Origin of the sequence: Mucilaginibacter straminoryzae, assembly GCF_022953055.1 — a bacterium.
Classification (GTDB): domain Bacteria; phylum Bacteroidota; class Bacteroidia; order Sphingobacteriales; family Sphingobacteriaceae; genus Mucilaginibacter; species Mucilaginibacter straminoryzae.
This window is the reverse complement of record NZ_JALJEJ010000007.1, coordinates 114217-132174: the sequence shown is the minus strand read 5'-3', so window position 1 is coordinate 132174 and position 17958 is coordinate 114217. Positions and strand designations below refer to the sequence as shown.

The following is a 17958-nucleotide window of genomic DNA, read 5'->3' as shown; positions in this document are numbered from 1 at the left end:
ACTTTAACAACCTTTCGACGATCAACACATCATAGTATTTTATATCGTCAAAATGCTTATTAAAGCAGGTTAAATATTATAAGCCCACATCCTATTTATCTACAATACAGAAGAATCGGAGTACCCTTTTGAAAGACGATGATAGGTTAAAAAATGCGGGGAACAAATCTTCATGATTTGCGCGTCAACTGATCACGCACTGCCATAAAACTGGCGGTAATCCTTACCTGTAAGTAAGAAAACCTATGGCCGGGTGGCAAATGTGGCGAATATGGCAAATCCGGTAAATGCGGCGGATGCGGCAGACGTGGCTAACTGGCTTTTACCAGCCACCGCTTTTTCTTAGTCACTCGGTCATTGGTCATTGGGTCATTGGTCATTGGGTCATTCCATCCGATACTGCACAAAAAAAGCCGGCCCAACAGACCAGCTTTTAGATTTATTACGATGTTAGGGGTTACTACCAGAAGATCGAGTATAGCGCAACCAGAATACCGCAGATCAGCAGTGAGCCCATAGCGAATGAGCGCGAGGTTTTAAACATGCTGGCATCTACTTCTAATCCGTTAGTTTTAACGCCGCGTGCATTATCAATCATGCTGATGATCCACATACCGATCACACAGATGATGAACACAAAGCCCATACGGTCAAGGAAGGGTATCTCGTACAGTTTAGTGACACCGTCTTCCTGAACCACTTGCTTCGCAAAGCCAAACGGATACAAGAATGCCAGGTTAGCAAACTTGGGTAAAAATTTAAAGAATACCGAGAACGCAAAGCCGCCGATCGTAGCGAAAAGCGCAGCGCTGGAGGTTGTTCTTTTCCAGAAGAAACCAAGGATGAACATGGCGAAGATACCCGGCGAGAAGAAACCGGTATACTCCTGGATGAAGGTGAAACCGCCTTTTTTGTCAATCCCCAGGAATGGCGAGATCACTACACCAATGATCATTGCTGCTACCACGGTAATTTTTCCAACAGTTACCAGTTTATAGTCCGGTGTCTCTGGTTTCAGTTTTTTGAAGATATCTAAAGTAAAGATGGTCGCGATACTATTCGCTTTACCGGCAAGTGAAGCTACTACCGCAGCAGTCAGCGCCGCAAAGGATAAACCTTTGAAACCGGCAGGCAATAGGTTCAATAATACCGGGTATGATTTATCTGCATTCTCATGCAGGCTGTTCATAGCCTCTGTATCAAACACCTTGTCTTTATACAATACATATGCCGCAATACCCGGCAACACCACAATCAAAGGCATCATCAGCTTTAAGAATGCTGCGAACAGGATACCCCCGCGGGCAGTTTTCAGGTTTGCCCCTAAAGCACGCTGGGTAATGTATTGGTTACAACCCCAGTAGTTCAGGTTCACGATCCACATACCGCCTAACAGTACAGAAAGTCCAGGCAGGTCGATAAAGCTTGGGTTTTCTTTCTTCAGGATCATGTGGAAGTGGTCGTTCGCTTTCGAAGCCATCAATTTAATGCCATCAAACACGCCCTTTCCACCGTTATGCTCAGCAACCAGGCTTACGGCAATATAGGTAGTCACCAAACCACCCAGGATCAGGAAGAATACCTGGATCACGTCTGTAAACCCGATTACCTTCATACCACCTAGGGTAATGATGACCGCGAAAAACGCCAATGCTACTAAACACACCGTGAAGTTGATCCCCGAAATACCGTTAACCGCTATCGCACCCAGGTACAAAATTGAAGTAAGGTTTACCACCACATAAAGCAATAGCCAGAAAACGGCCATAACCATGGCCACCGTGCTATTGTAGCGCTGGTGTAAAAACTGCGGCATGGTGAAAATCTTATTCTTCAGGTATACCGGGATAAAGAATACGGCAACGATAACAAGCGTGGCAGCAGCCATCCACTCGTAAGCAGAAACGGCAAGGCCCATGGTAAAACCGTTACCTGCCATCGCAACGAACTGTTCTGCTGAAATGTTAGATGCAATGAGCGATGCCCCGATAGCCCACCAGGTAAGCGAACCTTCTGCTAAAAAGTAATCTTTTGATGTGGCATCGGCATTTCTTTTACGGCGATATACCCAAAGGCCGTAGGCGGCAACAATAACAAAGTATACGAGGAATACAATGTAGTCACCGGTGGATAAACTTCTCATTTTGTTTTTTAATTGGCTTTATAATTTGTCTGAATGACAATTATAAATTATAAAAACCGATTAATCAAGTTTTAACCCGCTTGTTTAACACTTATTTTCAACAAAACCGCGGTGTAATTGTTAACGCGCGATTGCTTTATTGGCCGTCCCTCTATATCTTGCCAAAAAAACACCTATGCTAAAAGACATCTTTGGCTACCAGTTTAACACCCCATATCAAAAGCGGGTAGCCTACTTTTCTATGGAGTTTGCCATTGATCAATCTTTAAAGATCTACAGTGGCGGCCTGGGCTTTCTGGCAGGTTCGCACCTGCGCAGCGCCTATGAACTCAAACAAAACCTGATAGGCATTGGCCTGCTCTGGAAGTATGGATATTACGATCAGCAGCGCGACACGAACGGACAAATGCTGGCCGCCAAAGTTGAAAAACAATACAGCTTTTTGGTAGATACCGGGATTGTATTTACCGTACCGGTACACAACTACCCGGTTAATGTGAAGGCATATCTGCTGCGACCTGAAACATTTGGCACCGCCCCCCTATTCTTGCTTAGTACTGATGTAGACGACAATGATGATATGTCGCGCTCTATTACCCGGCAACTATATGCTTCTAATGAGGCGACGCGCATTGCACAAAGCATCATCCTGGGTACGGGCGGTGCTATACTGCTGGATACCCTCGGCCTGACACCGGATGTATACCACATGAATGAAGGCCATTCCGTTTCACTTAACTTTTACCTGTACGATAAATTTAAAAGCCTACCCGAAGTACAAAAACGTGTAGTATTTACTACCCATACGCCAGAGATGGCCGGTAATGAAGAACATAGCTACGTTATTTTGCAGGATATGCAGTTCTTTTACAACCTACAGGACCATGAAGTAAAGAAGCTACTAAATATGGACGGCTGGGGCTTTAACTATACCCTTGCCGCGCTAAAGTTTGCCAGGAAAGCCAACGGGGTATCAAAACTGCACGGAAAGGTTGCGCACGATATGTGGGCCGGAAACAAGGGTGTGTGCGAAATTACAGCAATTACCAATGCGCAAAACAAGCGTTATTGGAAGGACGATATTCTGGAGCAGGCGTTTGTGCAGAATGAAGATTCGGCGATTACCTCACGAAAGAAAGAACTAAAGCGCGAGCTGTTTAAAATAGTGGCCGACCAGTGCGGGAAGCTTTTCCGGCAAGATGTGCTTACCCTGGTATGGGCACGCCGCTTTGCAGGCTATAAGCGTGCCGACTTGCTGATGTACGACTGGGAAAGATTCGTCTGGCTGATTAATAATACCGAATATCCCATCCAGGTAATCTGGGCGGGTAAACCCTACCCGGAAGATTTCGGCGCGATCGGGATTTTCAATTCTATCATCACAAGGACAAAACCTTTCGCAAATTGTGCCGTGTTGACCGGGTACGAACTCGGGCTTTCTGCTACTTTAAAAAAAGGTTCTGACGTTTGGCTCAACAATCCGAAAATGTACCGGGAAGCTTCGGGCACCAGCGGCATGACGGCCGCAATGAACGGCAGTATCAATTTTTCGATTCCTGATGGCTGGATCCCGGAATTTGCGCGTAATGGTGAAAATATCTTTTTGATTGAACCTGCCGAAGTATCCCTGCCGGATGGCGATAAAGACCGGATAGAAAATCAGCATTTGATGGATGTACTGGAAAACACCATCCTGCCGATGTATTACAAAGATCAGTTCGGCTGGCTGGAAATTATGAAGACTGCGGCTAAAGAAGTGGTTCCGCAATTTGAATCTGCAAGGATGGCCGACGAGTATTATAACATCTTATACAACGCCTGAAACAAGGTCGCTATAAACACAAAAGGAACGGCTCGCCCGTTCCTTTTGTGTATTAACTAATAACTCCCTGTATGAAAAAATTCCGATGCAAAGATGCCGGGATTGTATTCAGTTAATGTAATGCCTGTATTAAATAATGGTTTTTGTTAACCTGAAATTTATACCAATTTTGATGCAAATGGTGTATGTTCGTTTAATACCCTTTCTATTACCTGTCTGGTGATATCAGGATAATCTACGGGTATAATGCTATCATTCTGAAGCCACGCGTTAATCACCTCGCTATGCTTCAGCTTTAGGCTTTTTATTACCGGAACTCCCATTGATTTTAGTGCGGCTGCATTCAGTTGCTGTTCGTACTGATTTTTCATCGGTATCACCAAAAGCTTCTTTTTCATAAAAAGCGCCTCGGCAGGTGTTTCGAACCCCGCACCGCACAATACCCCGGCAGAGGAAGCCATGCTGGCAATAAACTTTTCGTTATCTATCCGCTGAATGATGATGTTCTTATGTTTCAGCGTTTTTTTGTTGTGTTTTGAAAATACATCCCACTTTACATCCCGGTATTCTGATAAATGGCGGATCAGCCTTTCATCGTCGTAAGCCGGTAAATAAACCGTGTAATGCCCCAGGTTGGTTACTTCCTGGTTACGTACCTGTTGCCGGATAACTGGCGTATAGATTTTATCGCCGAATGATTTAAAGTGGAAGCCGTATTTGTCTGTCACCGGCGCATACTGCTTCAGCACCAGCTTACCAAAACGGTCTGTCACTTCGGGTTGGGGCACATTTTCAGATAACACAGCTGCCTGATGGCTCAACCCAATACACGGTTTGTCTTTGATATAGCATGACCATGCAGATACCGGTTCAAAATCGTTAATTACCAAATCGTAATTCTCGACCGGCAGCTCGTTCACTTCGTTAATAAACTTCCTGAACCTTGACTTGTAAAAAGTCTTCCAGATATCTACGCCGCCATTTTTACCAAACACAAAACCCATCCCATGGCATTTGTATTTCACGGGGAAAGGCAATGTCAGATCATTCTGCCCGCCGCTCACCAGCACATCTACCTCCGCCATTTCCTTTAAAATAGGAACCACATCCATAGATCGGCTTAAATGTCCGTTTCCTGTTCCCTGAATGGCATAAAGTATTTTCATCTGTCAGCTACGTTATTGATAATCAACTAAAATGGTGGATAGCTATTAACAAATTGTTAGCTGTATATTAATTGTTAACCTGAAGAACGCCCGAGTGCCTGGTAAATTTCACCAAACAACAAGCCGCTTCCGCCACCGTAGTGTTCAATAACAGGGACATGAGGTACTTGTTTTTTCAGTACCTCATTATCCTGCTCGTCCATTCCGCTACCCAACAACACGATATCAAAATGCCTTTCGGACAATAAATCTGTAGCCTGCGTCAAATCCGCCGCGCCTACAGGCTCCCACTGCTCGTTACCTGCCAACAACCTTAAAATCGTCGCCAGGATGCCTTCGTGATTACATACCGCTAAAATTGCCGTTTTCTTCATTGCATTAATTTTTAACCCAGCATCGGTACTTCCATCAACAGCACACGCGCATCTTTAGTTGCTTTTACGTCCAGGCTTTCTACATTCCAGATGCCCATTCCATCGCGCTCGCCGAGATTTTCTCCGTTAATGTTGACTTCGCCGGTAAGTACAAAAGCATAAACACCATTATTTTTATCTTTAAGCTGATAACTGGTTGAGCTACCCCCATCAAACGTTCCGATATGAAACCAGGCGTTCTGATAGATCCATACCCCCGCATCATCAGCGTTTGGCGATAAAATCTGGTGGAATTTATTACGCTCAGTTGTATTTATTTTAATTTGATCGTAACGTGGTTTTACATTCCGTTGGTTTGGATACAACCATATCTGTAAAAATTTAACCGACTCGCCCTGATTTTTATTATACTCAGAGTGGTAAATGCCTGTTCCGGCGCTCATCACCTGTATCTCGCCGGCCTTGATTACGGCTTCGTTACCCATACTGTCTTTATGCACCAGGTCGCCCTCTAAAGGAATAGAAATAATTTCCATGTTATCGTGCGGGTGATCGCCAAAACCACGGCCACCAGAAACGGTATCATCATTCAGTACGCGTAACGCGCCGAAATTCATGCGATCGGGATTATAGTAGTTGGCAAAGCTGAAGGTATGCTTACTTTTAAGCCATCCTAAATCTGCGTTGCCCCTGCTGTCAGCTCTATGTATGATCTTGTTTTCCATTGTTTTACTATTTGATAGCACAAAAGTACAGCAGGTTTTAGCGGATGCACTTGATGTAGGTCAAGAACTGACAGGCGGATGAGGAAGAGGTGCGAGACAATGATGATGTCTATATAATTGGCTTAACTTTAATTCGAATACTTAATTTGCAACTGAAAAAATCGTTCAATGCACACCCACCAGGAATTTGAACCAAACAGTGAATTTCGGGAGATCGTAAAATGCTTCTGGTACGATTACCGAACTTTTGATGAACCAGGCTCCGTTTTCGAAGTGTTGCCGGACGGTTATACCGAGATCATCTTTTATTTTGGCAAACTGCAACTACTTTCAGCCAATGGCGAATTTCAAACCCTGCCCTCTCCCTTCCTGGCTGGCCTGCTAAACGAGCCTCTTTACTTCAGGTCGGACAGTAAATTAGAAGTAATCGGTATCCGATGCTTTCCATGGGGGATATTTAACTTGCTAAACCTACCTGCTGATAAAGGCAAGCTGCACCTGTTAGAGAACTCCATCGCAGCGCTTCAACCCCAGTTAGCAGCATTACTGGCGGCAAACAAGATTTCGGAAGCAATCGCGCTATCACAGTCTTATCTATTAGCTATATTGAACGGCGCATCCGGTGACCATCGCGTCTCAAAGGCCGGAGAAGCCATCAGGGCAGCGCATGGAACATTGCCCGTAAGCGAGGTGGCCGAAGTTATTCATTCAACCGTTCGCACTTTGGAACGTAACTTTAAGCAATCGGCCGGGCGCACGGTAAAAGATGTATCGGCGCTTGTCAGATTTGAACAAGTACGAAACAGGCTCTGGGCCAACCCTGAGCTTCAGCTCGCCGGGCTGGCGCACGAGCTCGGCTACACCGATCAGGCCCATCTCAGTAAAGAATTCAAACGTTTCAGCCGGACTACACCAGCAGCTTTTGCCCGGAATGCAAAAAAACAAAAACGTGTATTCAGCGATAACTTTGTCGCGTTTATACAATCCTGAGTTATCCGTCTTGCGCAACTTTGCTGTGCATTAAAGCAAGACAATCCATGTTATTAGATAATAAAACCATAGCAGTAATCGGCGCAGGGCCGGTGGGCCTGACGATGGCCAAATTACTTCTGCAAAATGGCATAAATGTAAAAGTTTATGAGCGTGATAAAGATCCACAGGCCAGAATCTGGGGCGGAACCCTTGACCTTCATCAAGCTTCCGGTCAGCAAGCCTTAGTCAAAGCGGGCCTGTTGCAACAATACTATGATAAGGCTTTGCCAATGGGAATCGTTTTCGTTGATAAGGAGGCGAAAACTATAGCTGTAAGAGAAATGACGCCTGAAAACGAGCATGATAACCCTGAGATTAACCGCAACGACCTGCGTACTTTGTTGATCAATCATCTTGAACCCGACACCGTTATTTGGGATCATAAACTTACAGAGCTGGAGACGCAAAACGGTCAATGGCAATTATTTTTTGAAAATGGGACTATGGTGAAGGCCGACTTGGTGATTGTGGCTAATGGCGGCAGGTCTAAAATACGTAGCTATGTTACCGATACCGCAGTTGAAAACACGGGAACGATCATCATTCAGGGCGACGTTTCTGAACCCGGGAATAACTGCCCGGAATTTTTTAAGCTATGCAATGGCAAAAGGTTGATGACCGCTGACGACGGCACACTACTGGTGGCCAATCCATTTAATGGCGGCTCATTATCATACGGAGTTATATTTCAGGGCTTACCTGGATCTTTAAAGGAAACCTGCCTGGAGCTAAATGATACAGCGGCAACCAAAAAATTTCTGTTGACCAGACTGGCTACCTGGGACGGGCGGTTTGAAGAGCTGATTGCTGCCACTACCCAATTTGTAGCCTTACCCACCAGAAAGTTACCGCTTAAAGGGCCCTGGAAAAAAGACCGTCCTTTGCCAATCACTTTAATTGGAGATGCCGCACATTTGATGCCTCCTTTTGCGGGTATGGGTGTAAATACCGGGCTGGTTGATGCCTTGATTTTATCAGAAAATCTTACAGGTTATAAGTTCGAAACCATAGTAGCTGCGATTGAAGATTACGAACGGCAGATGTTTGTGTATGCTAAAGAAGCGCAGGAACAGTCAGGAAAAAACGAACTGGAGATGCGCTCACCAGATTTTTCATTCGAGAAACTATTAAGTTAGCTCTCCTAAGGTTTATCAATAATGAACAATTACAATTGACCAATTACTAACGAGTCATCCTTTCAACATCTTGTGCAGCATACGGCTTAAAAACTCCGGGGTAACGCCGATGTAGGATGCCACGTCTTTCTTCGGAACCGAATAAATAAGCGAAGGGTATCTTTTACAAAAGTTATTGTAACGTTCTTCGGCAGCGAGGCTAAGGTTGTCCATTACGCGCTGCTGGTAAGCCACCAAGGAATTTTCGGTAATGATCCTGAAGAAGCGTTCGAACTTCGGGACTTTCTGGTACAGCACTTCCTGGTTAGCTTTAGAAAGCAACCGCAAGTCGGTGTTTTCTATCGCTTCTATATCCAGCGTGCCGGGCTTCTGGCTTAGCAGGCTATACATATCAGCCATCCACCAGCCTTGCGGGGCGAAGTTCAATACCCGCTCTAAACCGCCCTCGTCTACCGTGTAGCCACGTAAGCAACCGCTCACGGTAAAGGCAGAGTATTTACAGATCTGCCCACTCTGGAGTAGAAACTCTTTCCGCTTCAACTGCCTGGTCTGCAACAGGGATACAAAGTATTGCTGTTCCTCAGCGGTAAGATGGATATGCCTGGCAATATTCTCCAGGATAAGTTCTGTTGACATAGCTTGCGCAATATACGCAAAGCTTGTCAATCAGGTTAGGCTACCAGTCTGTTCCACTCCGGGTGCCGCTGCAAATACAATTGCACAAATTTACACAACGGCACCATTTTCAAACCTCTTTCTTCTATGTAATGGAATGCTTTCAGCACAATGGCGTCGCCAACACCCCTGCCCTTTAATTCAACGGGCACTTCTGTATGTACCAGGTATATCCGGTTGTCTTTTGTGCGGTAATCTATAAAAGCCCGGTGACCATCCACCACCAATTCAAAGTTGTGGATAGCTTCATTATTAATCAAAGGTATTTCGGCGAGTTCCATTACGCTTAGTTTTTATTTTAGCAAATTAGGCATTAAGCGATGCTTTTTCAAAAACATATTGCTTTGCCAGTTTCAATTCCTGCATGGTGATGGTATGCGGGCGACCTTTATATACCTGCAGGGTAAAGTCGGCATTCAGCTTTTTAAAAATATCGGCTGTTTCTTCTACCCTTGTTACCGGCACGTGCGGGTCAGGGTCGCCTGTAGTCAGCAATACTGGTGTCTGTTTGAAATCACCTTTGTAGTTAGCCAAGTCCAGTTCTTCACCGATGACACCACCTGTAAATATGACCGCACCGCCGTACTGCTGCGCATTCCGGGCGATATATTCAGAAGTTAAACAGGCACCCTGCGAAAAGCCCAGGAAAAAGATCTTGTTGGCAGGGATACCATCCGCGATGATTTGCTTTACCAGCTTATCTATTGTTTCCAGTGCCGAGCTTAAAGCAGGCTCGTTCTGTTCTTCCGGGGCCATAAAGCTGTAGGGGTACCAGCTGTGGTTGGTGGCCTGCGGCGCATATAGCGCCAGCTTAGGGATGTTTAGTTCATCAGCCAGGCCGATGATATTTTGGGCAGAGCCGCCCCTGCCGTGGATCATAACCAGTGCCCCCTCAGCCTGGCTGAGGTTTGCACCGGCGGTAACTACTTGATATGAATGGGTGTACATATTAGTTAATTTTAGGTAATGTGGTTTCTAAACTTGCCCTGTATGCTTCGTATTGTGCAGGCAATTTCAGGTTAGTTCCTAATTCTTCAACGGGTTCGTCAACAGAAAAGCCCGGGTTATCAGTAGCAATTTCAAACAATACGCCCCCTGGTTCGCGGAAGTATAAAGAATAGAAATAATTACGGTCTATCTTTTCGGTAATGTTCAAACCGGCTGCTTTAATTTTATCGCGGTATTGCAGTAAAATTTCTTCGTTAGCAACGCGGAACGCGACGTGGTGAACAGAACCGCCCGCTACATGACCGGCTACCTCACCCGGAACTTCAACCAAGTCAACCAGGTTAGCATTTTCTACATTATCATTAATAAAACGGTAACGGTTTACATGTTGTTCCAATAAACGGTAACCTAACAGGTTGGTCAGCACATCAGCTGTTGGCTGCATTTTGTTGGTAGTAATGGTTACCACATGGAAGCCTTTTAAAGCGTTCTCGGCTTTGATCTCGTCTGTTTCCCAACCCTCTCGGTTATCTGCGGTTTTAGGAACAATCAGCTCCAGTTTCAGTCCGTCAGGGTCAAGGAGAGTCAGATATTGTTCACCGAATTTTTCGGCTACCTTGTTATAGATCACGTTATGTTTTTCTAAACGGTCCTGCCAGAATTCCAAGCTACCGGCAGGTACGCTGTAACCAATTTCTGTAGCCTGGCGTGCGCCCCTTCTACCTGTCATGATGTTTTCCCAAGGGAAGAAAGTAAGTATAGTACCGGGTGTACCTACTTTATCACCGTAATAGAAGTGGTAGGTTTCCGGATCGTCAAAGTTTACGGTTTTCTTTACTAAGCGAAGTCCTAAAACTTTGGTATAGAAATCATAGTTGCGTTTGGCGTTGCCTGCGATGGCAGTGATATGGTGCAAGCCTAAAATCTGATCTTTCATAGTGTTTAATTTTTAAAGTTTAAGATTAACACTACAAAGGTAAGGCCGTACCCATGGGGAAAACTTGACCTGGGTCAAGAAATGCACTTTGCATATCGCGGCATGTAAAACAAAGGCTGCCTCGGTTGGAGACAGCCTTCGAATGTCCATTAAACCACCAGTCTAGCTTGCTGTCAACGTAGAGCCGTTGATGGCCACGGTATACTTGGTTAAACTTTGCGTTGCAGGTCCAAGTAATACCGCACCCGTCTGACTGAACTGGCTGCCATGGTTCGGGCAGATAAATATACCCTGGCCATTGTTATAGTTAATAGCAGTGCCCTGGTGTGTACAGGCTACCTGGACTGCCGTAAACGCAGCCGGGGTATTGCCATCGGCGATACGTACTACAATGATGCCATTGCCCACCTTAGATTGTCCGACGCTTTTCAACTCGGTTGTTAAATCTGCGGTTAAAGCATTGTTGCCGCCACCGCCATTATTATTATTGGTCGGCGCAGGGTCGCCTGCTTTGGTGCCGTTACCACAAGAAGCGATGCTGCACCCGGCGCAAACTGCCGCTAGGCTGATCCCCAGTTTCGCTAAAAATTCTTTCCTTTCCATAATTGTATTGAGTTTAGTTTTTATTTATAGGTTCCTTTGTGCTTGCCGTTAAGATCAAATACACGGGTAATGGTAAAGCCCAGGCGATACTGCCCTTTCGTCCATGACGATTCGGTGTCGCTGATGTAGTTCATCGGCGAAATTGCCTGCGCGTTGGTGAAGTTTAAAGTGAATACGTGGCCGCCGGTCTCCATTTCAATACCTACACCTAAAGGATTATAGAACTTTGGTGAATTACTATTCCGGCGGAAGTGGGAGAATGGATGGACATAATCTACCACTACGCCCATACGCTTGGTCAGCTTTAACCGGCCCGCGGCGGTCAGGGAGAAAATATTATTGCCATTACCGACCAAAAACGGATAAGGCAGGTTATTCCGGGTGAACGAAGGTGCCACTTCAAGCGATAAGCGGGACGAAAATTTACGCGACAATATCAGTTGGGCGAAGTAGTTTAACCGGTTGGTATAATCATCAAAAACAGTGGTAGTGACATGGTATGGTTTTAACCCGGTCTGCCCGATGATGGTCATCGCAACCGGCACACTTCCGTCTGTAGTCTGCTGCAAAAAGTTATATTTTAAGCCCAGGTTAATCAGTTGCTCATACTTGCTTCTGCCAAAATCAATATCCAGGTTATCTGTAAGCCCGTACTCAAACCCGATATAGATATCAGAAGAATTATCGAGCCCCCAAAGGGTTTTGCCCCCACCCTGCGACCCTGCGATATCGCCGAAACGGTGTACCACCATAAAGTTCAGATTCTTCTTTTTAATGGTTTCGGTGGTTGGCGTCAGGATCAGCATGGTAGACTTAAATGCGGCAGTAACGGGTTCGGCCTTATCGTCGCTGCTCAGGCTTTTCATTAAAGAGTCTGTAGACGAAGAGTCTTTAGCCGTCTTTTGAGCATAGGTTTGCTGCATAGCAAGCAACAATACCGTTGCAGCCAGTAGTTTAATTTTCATGATATGGGTATTGGGATTGAATTACTTTTTGTAAGCGTTGTAATTTGCTTCTACTTTTACCTGTATACTCTCGGCAATTTTCTGAAACACCAGCTTGGGTATGTCTATGTTGTGATCTTTACACATCACTACAAATTCAGCTGTCATAGTCACGGCACCATTCTTCACCATCAGGTTACCCTTTATTGTGCGGTTTTGCTTTACACCATGTACCACTAATGTGCCTGCCACCGTTATGGGGTAAGAACCATCCTTGGTAACGTCGACATTTTCCTGCACCTTACCTTTAAAAGTGGCGTTCGGATATTTATCGCTTTCCATGTAGTTTTCGTTGAAATGCTCCTGCATCAGCGATTTCTCGAATTGAAAAGAATGGATCGGCACACTAAAAGCCAGATCCCCGGTTTGCGCATTGAAGACAGACGTACCCTTTGTCGAAGTAGCGTCGATGTCCTCTAACGGAGCCTTCGAAAAAAGGCTGATTTTGGCATTTTTAGACACAAAGGTCCCCTGTCCTGTCTGGAAGATGTGCATCCAGGCAAGTAAAATAAAAGCGATATGTTTCATAAGTTTACTTTGGTTTTGCCGAAGAAATGTTCCAGCTGAAGCCCAATGCCACCCCTGCAGATTGCAGGTCTACCTTTCCATTGCCAATACCGGTAAGCGGCAACTTATAGTAAGGTTGTACCAGCAGCCCAAGCTTTGGATTTAACTGCCGCTGATAGGTAGCGTTGAGGTTAAGAATACCTAATATATGTTTGTTTTTGTTGCTGATATCATAAGTAGCCTGATACGTTCCGTAGGAATTAGAAACCGTACCAAAATCATAATGCTCGCGCAGCATAAAGTAAGAGGAAAGCCCTGTACCCAAATTGATGGCATTTCTGCCCTTGCTAAATACCTGGTAGCTTACGTTTAACGGGATATCCAGCACTTTGCAATCCGCAGCTACCGAACTTTGTGCCCATGATGCGGGCATTAATGGCGCATTATATTTCCCCGGACCTAAGCCGTAATTTTTTACAGCATAACCCGCACCCGTGCTAAATACCCATTTATTAACCTGCATAGTTAACATTACCGACACATTTTTACCTAACTGCACATCTTTAAAAGCGCTTGCGCTATTCAGATCCGGCGAACCTGTAAAAGCCAGTGCAAAAGCAGGAACGGCACCTGAATGATCTTTCGCTACTTTACTTTTTATAATTGCTTTCGTACTGCCTTTAAGTTGAACAACCGTATCATTTATCCCTGTATTTGTTAATGCAGGCATGTTCAGGTCATCGGGTTTAATCTCTATTGAGGCTATTTCGCTCGCTTGCCTCAGCGGTGCTGTTAAGGAATCCCCCACCACTGAAGGATTAAATCCGCTTTCTTTAATTTCTTTTGCTACGGCCTGACCGCGCCGGGCAACCGACTGGTTAATTGCCGAAACAACCAGCTCGCCAGCTTTAGTCAACCCCAATTTTTTTGTACTTCCGGCATTCGCTTGTTCGGCTCTGGTTTGTTGCTGCCCGGTTTGGTCAGGAATATTTTGCGCTACAGTTGCAGGCTTTTTAACACGCCCGTTTGCTGCATAATTTTGTTGCTGTGGTTTATTCTTTTCACTAACCAAATACCAGCCAAAGGCTAAAAACAACAGTGCTGCTATCCCGCTGATCCAGCGAACCCACAAGCCGACGGGCTTTTTCTTCCCGTCTTCGTCCAGCAATTCCTCCATGGCGCTCCAATCGCTTTCCCGATAAGCGTACTTATCTTCGGCGTTGCTCAGCCCCTCGCGGAATAACTGATCTAACTTATTTTTTCCTGGTTCCTTCATCTAATAAATTCATTATGCACAAAGGTTATCCGATGTGTAATGTTGCTGATAGCTACTACTTGTATGGTTGACATTTCGCCGTAACTCCCCGGCGACTTAATCCCGTTCTCGGCAATCATCCGCCGCAATTTCTCCCTCGCTTTAAACAAGTTTGATTTCGACGTTCCTGTACTGATGTTCAGCGCCGCTGCTATTTCTTCGTGCGTATATCCTTCAATCGCATATAAGTTAAACACCGTCCGGTAAGCCTGCGGCAGCTTTTGCACCATCGCAATCAGGTCTTCATAAAGCAGCTTCTGATCGGGCAGGTTATCGTCTGATATATGTTCCGCTTTTTCCAGGTCGTCCTGGTAAGCTATTTTTAAATTACTGCGATAATAATCTACAGAAGCATTGATCATGATCCTTCCCAGCCAGGCCATAAAAGGCCGCTGCGGGTCGTATTTATGCAGGTTGGTAAACACCTTTAAAAACCCCTGGTTCATAATCTCAGCCGCCTCATACCGGTTGCCCGCATAACGGATACAGATGCTCATGGCAAAACCGTAGTATGCCTTATAGAGCATTTTCTGTTGCTTGCGGTCCTGTTTCAGGCAAGCTTCTATTACGCGCTTTAGTTCTGCCTCTCCCATACGGGTATGCGGTTAACCTTTTTGTTTATTCTATACCTATCACGAAGGATTTTAAAGAAAGGTTGCCCCATTCATAAAATTTTTTAAAAAAATTTTCAGTCGATAAAAATAGTACTTTATTGTGTTGCGGTTCCAAAAGGGGCACACGTATGGGGCACATTTAACGAAACAGATAACAAGCTGGAAATACATGACACTAAACAACCCGGTGACGATTGCCTGCTGAATAAAGCGGCAGCAGCAACTTATCAGAACGGCGGTAATGTGTATTTGCTGGATCCGGAAGAAATGCCTAAAGAAAGCATCATAGCGGCATTTTTAAGAATTTAAGTTAAGTGAGGTCTGGCCGGCGGTAAAATTATTGCCGGCCTTTTTTGTTACCATGAAGTTGGATTAAAGTCATTTTTAGTTCGCGGCTGTCGACGCGCTATTACCCATTGCCAAATGTTTTTAGCTTTGTAAGTAATAGAGACCGCGATCAGCATGTTATCAGAACCTACCTACCTCGCTGCCAGAATGGTAGCAGCAGACATAGAAGAACATTTTATTAACCATCTGGCCCTTGCAGCGGATGCAGATGTACCCCTTGCTGTCGCCCCCGAAGTACATATTATTGAATCAGTAATAGATGCCTGTTTCTGGGCCAGTTTACGACAGGAAGAAGGCCGGTGGACGCGCTTATCTATCGCCTTGTTAAAACCCGAAGAATCTAAACAACCGCTCCGTTTTAATACCCGGATAAGGCTTACACCCCATAACCTGAAGAAGCTCGCCCCTGCTGTAGAAACTCCCGGTATACACATGGGGGTTTATTACGAAGATGATGAACTGTATGTATGGGGCACTACCCACGACATTCCCGGAATATGTTTTGTAATTGAAGTAATTGAACCAGGCTTGCTGGTCATTAAACATAGCCGGATAGATGGTTTTGGTAAGTTTGTGAACGTGGCAGTTTTAAAAGGCGACCAAATCCGCTTGGTGGACGAGAACAATACTGCTATCAGCGATTGCCCTGCACTTGTTAACTCGCTGGCGCAGATGCCGAAACTGTCTTACATGCCCAATACCATTAATTTGTTGGTAGAATTAGCCGTAACCATACGTAACCACAGACGCGGTGGCCTGGTGTTGATCGTCCCGACGAATTCCCACGAATGGAAGCAATCTGTTGTACATCCGGTTAATTACCAGGTGCAACCGGCGTATATGGGTATCCACGATCTGATTGCCGAAGAATGCAGCCGGCGTAAAGATCGCGACTGGCAGGAAAACATCTTACGTGCCATAGAAATTGTAGGCGGCTTCACGGCGGTAGATGGGGCAACCATCATGACGCGGGATTATAAATTGCTGGCTTTCGGAGCGAAGGTGGCGCGCTCTGCCATCAGCGGACCAGTAGAACAATTGATTGTGACCGAACCCGTTTTAGGATCTAAGCCAAAAAGGATTCACCCTGCCCAGAACGGCGGCACACGTCATCTGGCTGCAGCACAATTCGTGCACGACCAGCATGATGCCATTGCCCTGGTTGCCTCGCAGGATGGTAATTTTACGATCTTTGCCTGGTCTGAAGAATTAAATATTGTACACGCACACCGGATAGATGTGCTGCTGATGTAATCAGCCCATCCCAACCCTTCCCTAGGGGAAGGGCTTTCACAAATTATACACCCAACGTTGCGGATATATTGTAGAGACACGACACTTCTTGTCTCAGGATCATAACATGATTAAAATTCGAGACGCAAGGTATTGCGTCTCTACAACACGGGTTAGGGAGAGGCCGCTATTCCATTGCAGGAATACCCATTTCAGCCCATTCTTCTTTAGACGGACCATATAAACCGGGAACTTTCAAGCCCAGTACACGCATAATTACGGTCATCTGGCTGCGGTGATGCGCCTCGTGAGCAATAATTACAGAAAGTACTTGTCCTTTCTTCCAGCTCTCGCCATACATGGGAACTTCATCTTCTAGCGAAGAATCTGTCCACTTGCTACGCACGGTTTGTCCTAATATGGCATTATATTGCTGATAAACCTCTATCATTTGCTGCATCGTCTCCGGAACGGCATAATGCTCCAACGCGTCTGCCTCAAATAATCCGGCTTGCGTACCCATTTCAGTAATGGTGTGGGTGATATGCCAGGCAAGCCTTTCCAATGACCGTACGTTTTCATTAATTTTCTGCGTCTTCACCTCTTCGGTAATGCCCGAAAAAATTTTAACGGTGTTCCCTGCTTCTGTTTTCCAGTCGTTTAAAAAATCCTGAATATGACGGTACATGTTTTAGTAATAATTCTATAGCAAAGGTTAAAAAAAGAACGGAGCTTACAATAGCATATTTTTAAACATTTCGTAGTTAGAAAATTTTATTCGCCGGTATTTCAAATAATAATAGCTATATTTCTTTCGTACATTTGCAGCCGTAATTGATAAAATGCTTTCGAAAAAAACCAAATACGCTATTAAAGCGCTGGTAATTTTAGGTAAAAACACAGATCAGCCCCCGATGCAGATCTCTAAAATAGCAGAGATCGAAAAAATACCAAAGAAATTTCTGGAACAGATCCTGTTAGAATTGCGCAACTCGGGGTTCCTGTACAGTAAAAAAGGCGCGGGTGGCGGTTACAGTTTAAATAAAGACCCTAAAGATATTTACCTGGTGAATATTATGCGTATAACTGATGGCCCTATCGCTATGGTTCCATGCGCCAGTTTAAATTTTTACCATAAGTGTGACGAATGCCACGATGAAAAAACCTGTGGCATCCGCGATGTGTTTATCCAGGTACGCGATGCTACGTTAAAAATCCTTTCTGAAACCAGCATTGCCGACGTAATCGCACGCGAAGGCAACCTCTCTATTTTGCTTTAACAGCATATTCTCTCACGCGCTACAAACTTTTTTCAAAAATTTCTACTATTTCTCTATACTATATATATATTTGTGATATTAAGATAATGAATAACC

19 protein-coding genes are annotated in these 17958 nt (G+C 45.0%); 5 read left to right on the top strand and 14 right to left on the bottom strand.

All coding sequences use genetic code 11. The features are described 5' to 3' along the window. Positions 1 to 460 precede the first annotated feature (460 nt). On the bottom strand, positions 461 to 2143 hold the full coding sequence (locus MUY27_RS14920; RefSeq protein WP_245131174.1) for a sodium:solute symporter family transporter: 1683 nt from the start codon (positions 2141 to 2143) through the stop codon (positions 461 to 463). A gap of 175 nt (positions 2144 to 2318) precedes the next feature. On the opposite strand from MUY27_RS14920, the gene glgP reads away from it, so the two are divergent. After that, positions 2319 to 3965 (top strand): alpha-glucan family phosphorylase, encoded by a 1647-nt coding sequence (gene glgP / locus MUY27_RS14915; RefSeq protein WP_245131172.1) that lies wholly within the window; start codon positions 2319 to 2321, stop codon positions 3963 to 3965. A 158-nt stretch (positions 3966 to 4123) separates the two neighbouring features. On the opposite strand, the gene MUY27_RS14910 is transcribed toward glgP, so the two are convergent. From MUY27_RS14910 to MUY27_RS14900, 3 genes are all read right to left on the bottom strand, one after another. Further along, on the bottom strand, positions 4124 to 5131 hold the full coding sequence (locus tag MUY27_RS14910) for a glycosyltransferase family protein (protein ID WP_245131170.1): 1008 nt from the start codon (positions 5129 to 5131) through the stop codon (positions 4124 to 4126). Positions 5132 to 5205: 74 nt separating this feature from the next. Continuing rightward, complete coding sequence (locus MUY27_RS14905; RefSeq protein ID WP_245131168.1) at positions 5206 to 5505, bottom strand: hypothetical protein; 300 nt, start codon at positions 5503 to 5505, stop codon at positions 5206 to 5208. 11 nt (positions 5506 to 5516) lie between these two features. Next, positions 5517 to 6230 carry a pirin family protein gene (locus MUY27_RS14900; protein WP_245131167.1) on the bottom strand — a complete coding sequence of 238 codons (714 nt, stop codon included), beginning with the start codon at positions 6228 to 6230 and terminating at the stop codon, positions 5517 to 5519. A 168-nt stretch (positions 6231 to 6398) separates the two neighbouring features. On the opposite strand from MUY27_RS14900, the gene MUY27_RS14895 reads away from it, so the two are divergent. Both MUY27_RS14895 and MUY27_RS14890 read left to right on the top strand, forming a co-directional pair. Next, positions 6399 to 7220: a helix-turn-helix domain-containing protein gene (locus tag MUY27_RS14895; protein ID WP_245131165.1), complete on the top strand. Its 822-nt coding sequence runs from the start codon at positions 6399 to 6401 to the stop codon at positions 7218 to 7220. Between the two features lie 47 nt (positions 7221 to 7267). Further along, positions 7268 to 8398, top strand: coding sequence for an FAD-dependent oxidoreductase (locus MUY27_RS14890; RefSeq protein ID WP_245131163.1), 1131 nt, complete (start codon positions 7268 to 7270; stop codon positions 8396 to 8398). A gap of 54 nt (positions 8399 to 8452) precedes the next feature. Here MUY27_RS14890 and MUY27_RS14885 read toward each other — a convergent pair whose 3' ends face one another. The 9 genes from MUY27_RS14885 to MUY27_RS14845 form a co-directional block, all read right to left on the bottom strand. Continuing rightward, positions 8453 to 9034 carry a Crp/Fnr family transcriptional regulator gene (locus MUY27_RS14885; RefSeq protein WP_245131160.1) on the bottom strand — a complete coding sequence of 194 codons (582 nt, stop codon included), beginning with the start codon at positions 9032 to 9034 and terminating at the stop codon, positions 8453 to 8455. Between the two features lie 35 nt (positions 9035 to 9069). After that, positions 9070 to 9354, bottom strand: coding sequence for a GNAT family N-acetyltransferase (locus MUY27_RS14880; RefSeq protein ID WP_245131158.1), 285 nt, complete (start codon positions 9352 to 9354; stop codon positions 9070 to 9072). 25 nt (positions 9355 to 9379) lie between these two features. Further along, a complete protein-coding gene (locus MUY27_RS14875; protein WP_245131156.1) occupies positions 9380 to 10021 on the bottom strand; it encodes an alpha/beta hydrolase in 642 nt (213 codons plus the stop codon). 1 nt (position 10022) lies between these two features. Continuing rightward, entirely contained in the window at positions 10023 to 10958 is a 936-nt protein-coding gene (locus MUY27_RS14870; protein ID WP_245131154.1) for a ring-cleaving dioxygenase, read from the bottom strand. 162 nt (positions 10959 to 11120) lie between these two features. After that, positions 11121 to 11561, bottom strand: coding sequence for a QcrA and Rieske domain-containing protein (locus MUY27_RS14865; RefSeq protein WP_245131152.1), 441 nt, complete (start codon positions 11559 to 11561; stop codon positions 11121 to 11123). A gap of 20 nt (positions 11562 to 11581) precedes the next feature. Beyond that, positions 11582 to 12526, bottom strand: a complete 945-nt coding sequence (locus MUY27_RS14860; RefSeq protein WP_245131150.1) for a DUF5777 family beta-barrel protein — start codon at positions 12524 to 12526, stop codon at positions 11582 to 11584. A gap of 21 nt (positions 12527 to 12547) precedes the next feature. After that, complete coding sequence (locus MUY27_RS14855) at positions 12548 to 13093, bottom strand: YceI family protein (RefSeq protein ID WP_245131148.1); 546 nt, start codon at positions 13091 to 13093, stop codon at positions 12548 to 12550. 4 nt (positions 13094 to 13097) lie between these two features. Continuing rightward, the gene (locus MUY27_RS14850; protein WP_245131146.1) at positions 13098 to 14348 is read right to left on the bottom strand and encodes a hypothetical protein; all 1251 of its coding nucleotides are present in this window, start codon (positions 14346 to 14348) and stop codon (positions 13098 to 13100) included. Further along, complete coding sequence (locus MUY27_RS14845) at positions 14345 to 14980, bottom strand: RNA polymerase sigma factor (RefSeq protein WP_245131144.1); 636 nt, start codon at positions 14978 to 14980, stop codon at positions 14345 to 14347. The genes MUY27_RS14850 and MUY27_RS14845 overlap by 4 nt, the downstream gene beginning before the upstream one ends. Positions 14981 to 15463: 483 nt before the next feature. Between MUY27_RS14845 and MUY27_RS14840 the strand changes: the two genes are divergently transcribed. Further along, complete coding sequence (locus MUY27_RS14840) at positions 15464 to 16603, top strand: putative sensor domain DACNV-containing protein (RefSeq protein ID WP_245131142.1); 1140 nt, start codon at positions 15464 to 15466, stop codon at positions 16601 to 16603. A 166-nt stretch (positions 16604 to 16769) separates the two neighbouring features. Here MUY27_RS14840 and MUY27_RS14835 read toward each other — a convergent pair whose 3' ends face one another. Next, the gene (locus MUY27_RS14835) at positions 16770 to 17270 is read right to left on the bottom strand and encodes a DinB family protein (RefSeq protein WP_245131141.1); all 501 of its coding nucleotides are present in this window, start codon (positions 17268 to 17270) and stop codon (positions 16770 to 16772) included. A 154-nt stretch (positions 17271 to 17424) separates the two neighbouring features. Between MUY27_RS14835 and MUY27_RS14830 the strand changes: the two genes are divergently transcribed. Beyond that, positions 17425 to 17862 carry an RrF2 family transcriptional regulator gene (locus MUY27_RS14830; RefSeq protein WP_245131140.1) on the top strand — a complete coding sequence of 146 codons (438 nt, stop codon included), beginning with the start codon at positions 17425 to 17427 and terminating at the stop codon, positions 17860 to 17862. The last annotated feature ends 96 nt before the right edge of the window (positions 17863 to 17958 follow it).

Excerpts from the sequence above, each read along its gene's own strand:
- MUY27_RS14865 (WP_245131152.1), bottom strand. The coding sequence starts at position 11,561 with ATGGAAAGGAAAGAATTTTTAGCGAAACTGGGGATCAGCCTAGCGGCA.
- MUY27_RS14875 (WP_245131156.1), bottom strand. The coding sequence starts at position 10,021 with ATGTACACCCATTCATATCAAGTAGTTACCGCCGGTGCAAACCTCAGC.
- MUY27_RS14830 (WP_245131140.1), top strand. The coding sequence starts at position 17,425 with ATGCTTTCGAAAAAAACCAAATACGCTATTAAAGCGCTGGTAATTTTA.
- MUY27_RS14855 (WP_245131148.1), bottom strand. The coding sequence starts at position 13,093 with ATGAAACATATCGCTTTTATTTTACTTGCCTGGATGCACATCTTCCAG.
- MUY27_RS14870 (WP_245131154.1), bottom strand. The coding sequence starts at position 10,958 with ATGAAAGATCAGATTTTAGGCTTGCACCATATCACTGCCATCGCAGGC.
- glgP (WP_245131172.1), top strand. The coding sequence starts at position 2,319 with ATGCTAAAAGACATCTTTGGCTACCAGTTTAACACCCCATATCAAAAG.
- MUY27_RS14885 (WP_245131160.1), bottom strand. The coding sequence starts at position 9,034 with ATGTCAACAGAACTTATCCTGGAGAATATTGCCAGGCATATCCATCTT.
- MUY27_RS14850 (WP_245131146.1), bottom strand. The coding sequence starts at position 14,348 with ATGAAGGAACCAGGAAAAAATAAGTTAGATCAGTTATTCCGCGAGGGG.
- MUY27_RS14860 (WP_245131150.1), bottom strand. The coding sequence starts at position 12,526 with ATGAAAATTAAACTACTGGCTGCAACGGTATTGTTGCTTGCTATGCAG.
- MUY27_RS14910 (WP_245131170.1), bottom strand. The coding sequence starts at position 5,131 with ATGAAAATACTTTATGCCATTCAGGGAACAGGAAACGGACATTTAAGC.
- MUY27_RS14920 (WP_245131174.1), bottom strand. The coding sequence starts at position 2,143 with ATGAGAAGTTTATCCACCGGTGACTACATTGTATTCCTCGTATACTTT.
- MUY27_RS14890 (WP_245131163.1), top strand. The coding sequence starts at position 7,268 with ATGTTATTAGATAATAAAACCATAGCAGTAATCGGCGCAGGGCCGGTG.
- MUY27_RS14840 (WP_245131142.1), top strand. The coding sequence starts at position 15,464 with ATGTTATCAGAACCTACCTACCTCGCTGCCAGAATGGTAGCAGCAGAC.
- MUY27_RS14895 (WP_245131165.1), top strand. The coding sequence starts at position 6,399 with ATGCACACCCACCAGGAATTTGAACCAAACAGTGAATTTCGGGAGATC.
- MUY27_RS14835 (WP_245131141.1), bottom strand. The coding sequence starts at position 17,270 with ATGTACCGTCATATTCAGGATTTTTTAAACGACTGGAAAACAGAAGCA.
- MUY27_RS14905 (WP_245131168.1), bottom strand. The coding sequence starts at position 5,505 with ATGAAGAAAACGGCAATTTTAGCGGTATGTAATCACGAAGGCATCCTG.
- MUY27_RS14880 (WP_245131158.1), bottom strand. The coding sequence starts at position 9,354 with ATGGAACTCGCCGAAATACCTTTGATTAATAATGAAGCTATCCACAAC.
- MUY27_RS14845 (WP_245131144.1), bottom strand. The coding sequence starts at position 14,980 with ATGGGAGAGGCAGAACTAAAGCGCGTAATAGAAGCTTGCCTGAAACAG.
- MUY27_RS14900 (WP_245131167.1), bottom strand. The coding sequence starts at position 6,230 with ATGGAAAACAAGATCATACATAGAGCTGACAGCAGGGGCAACGCAGAT.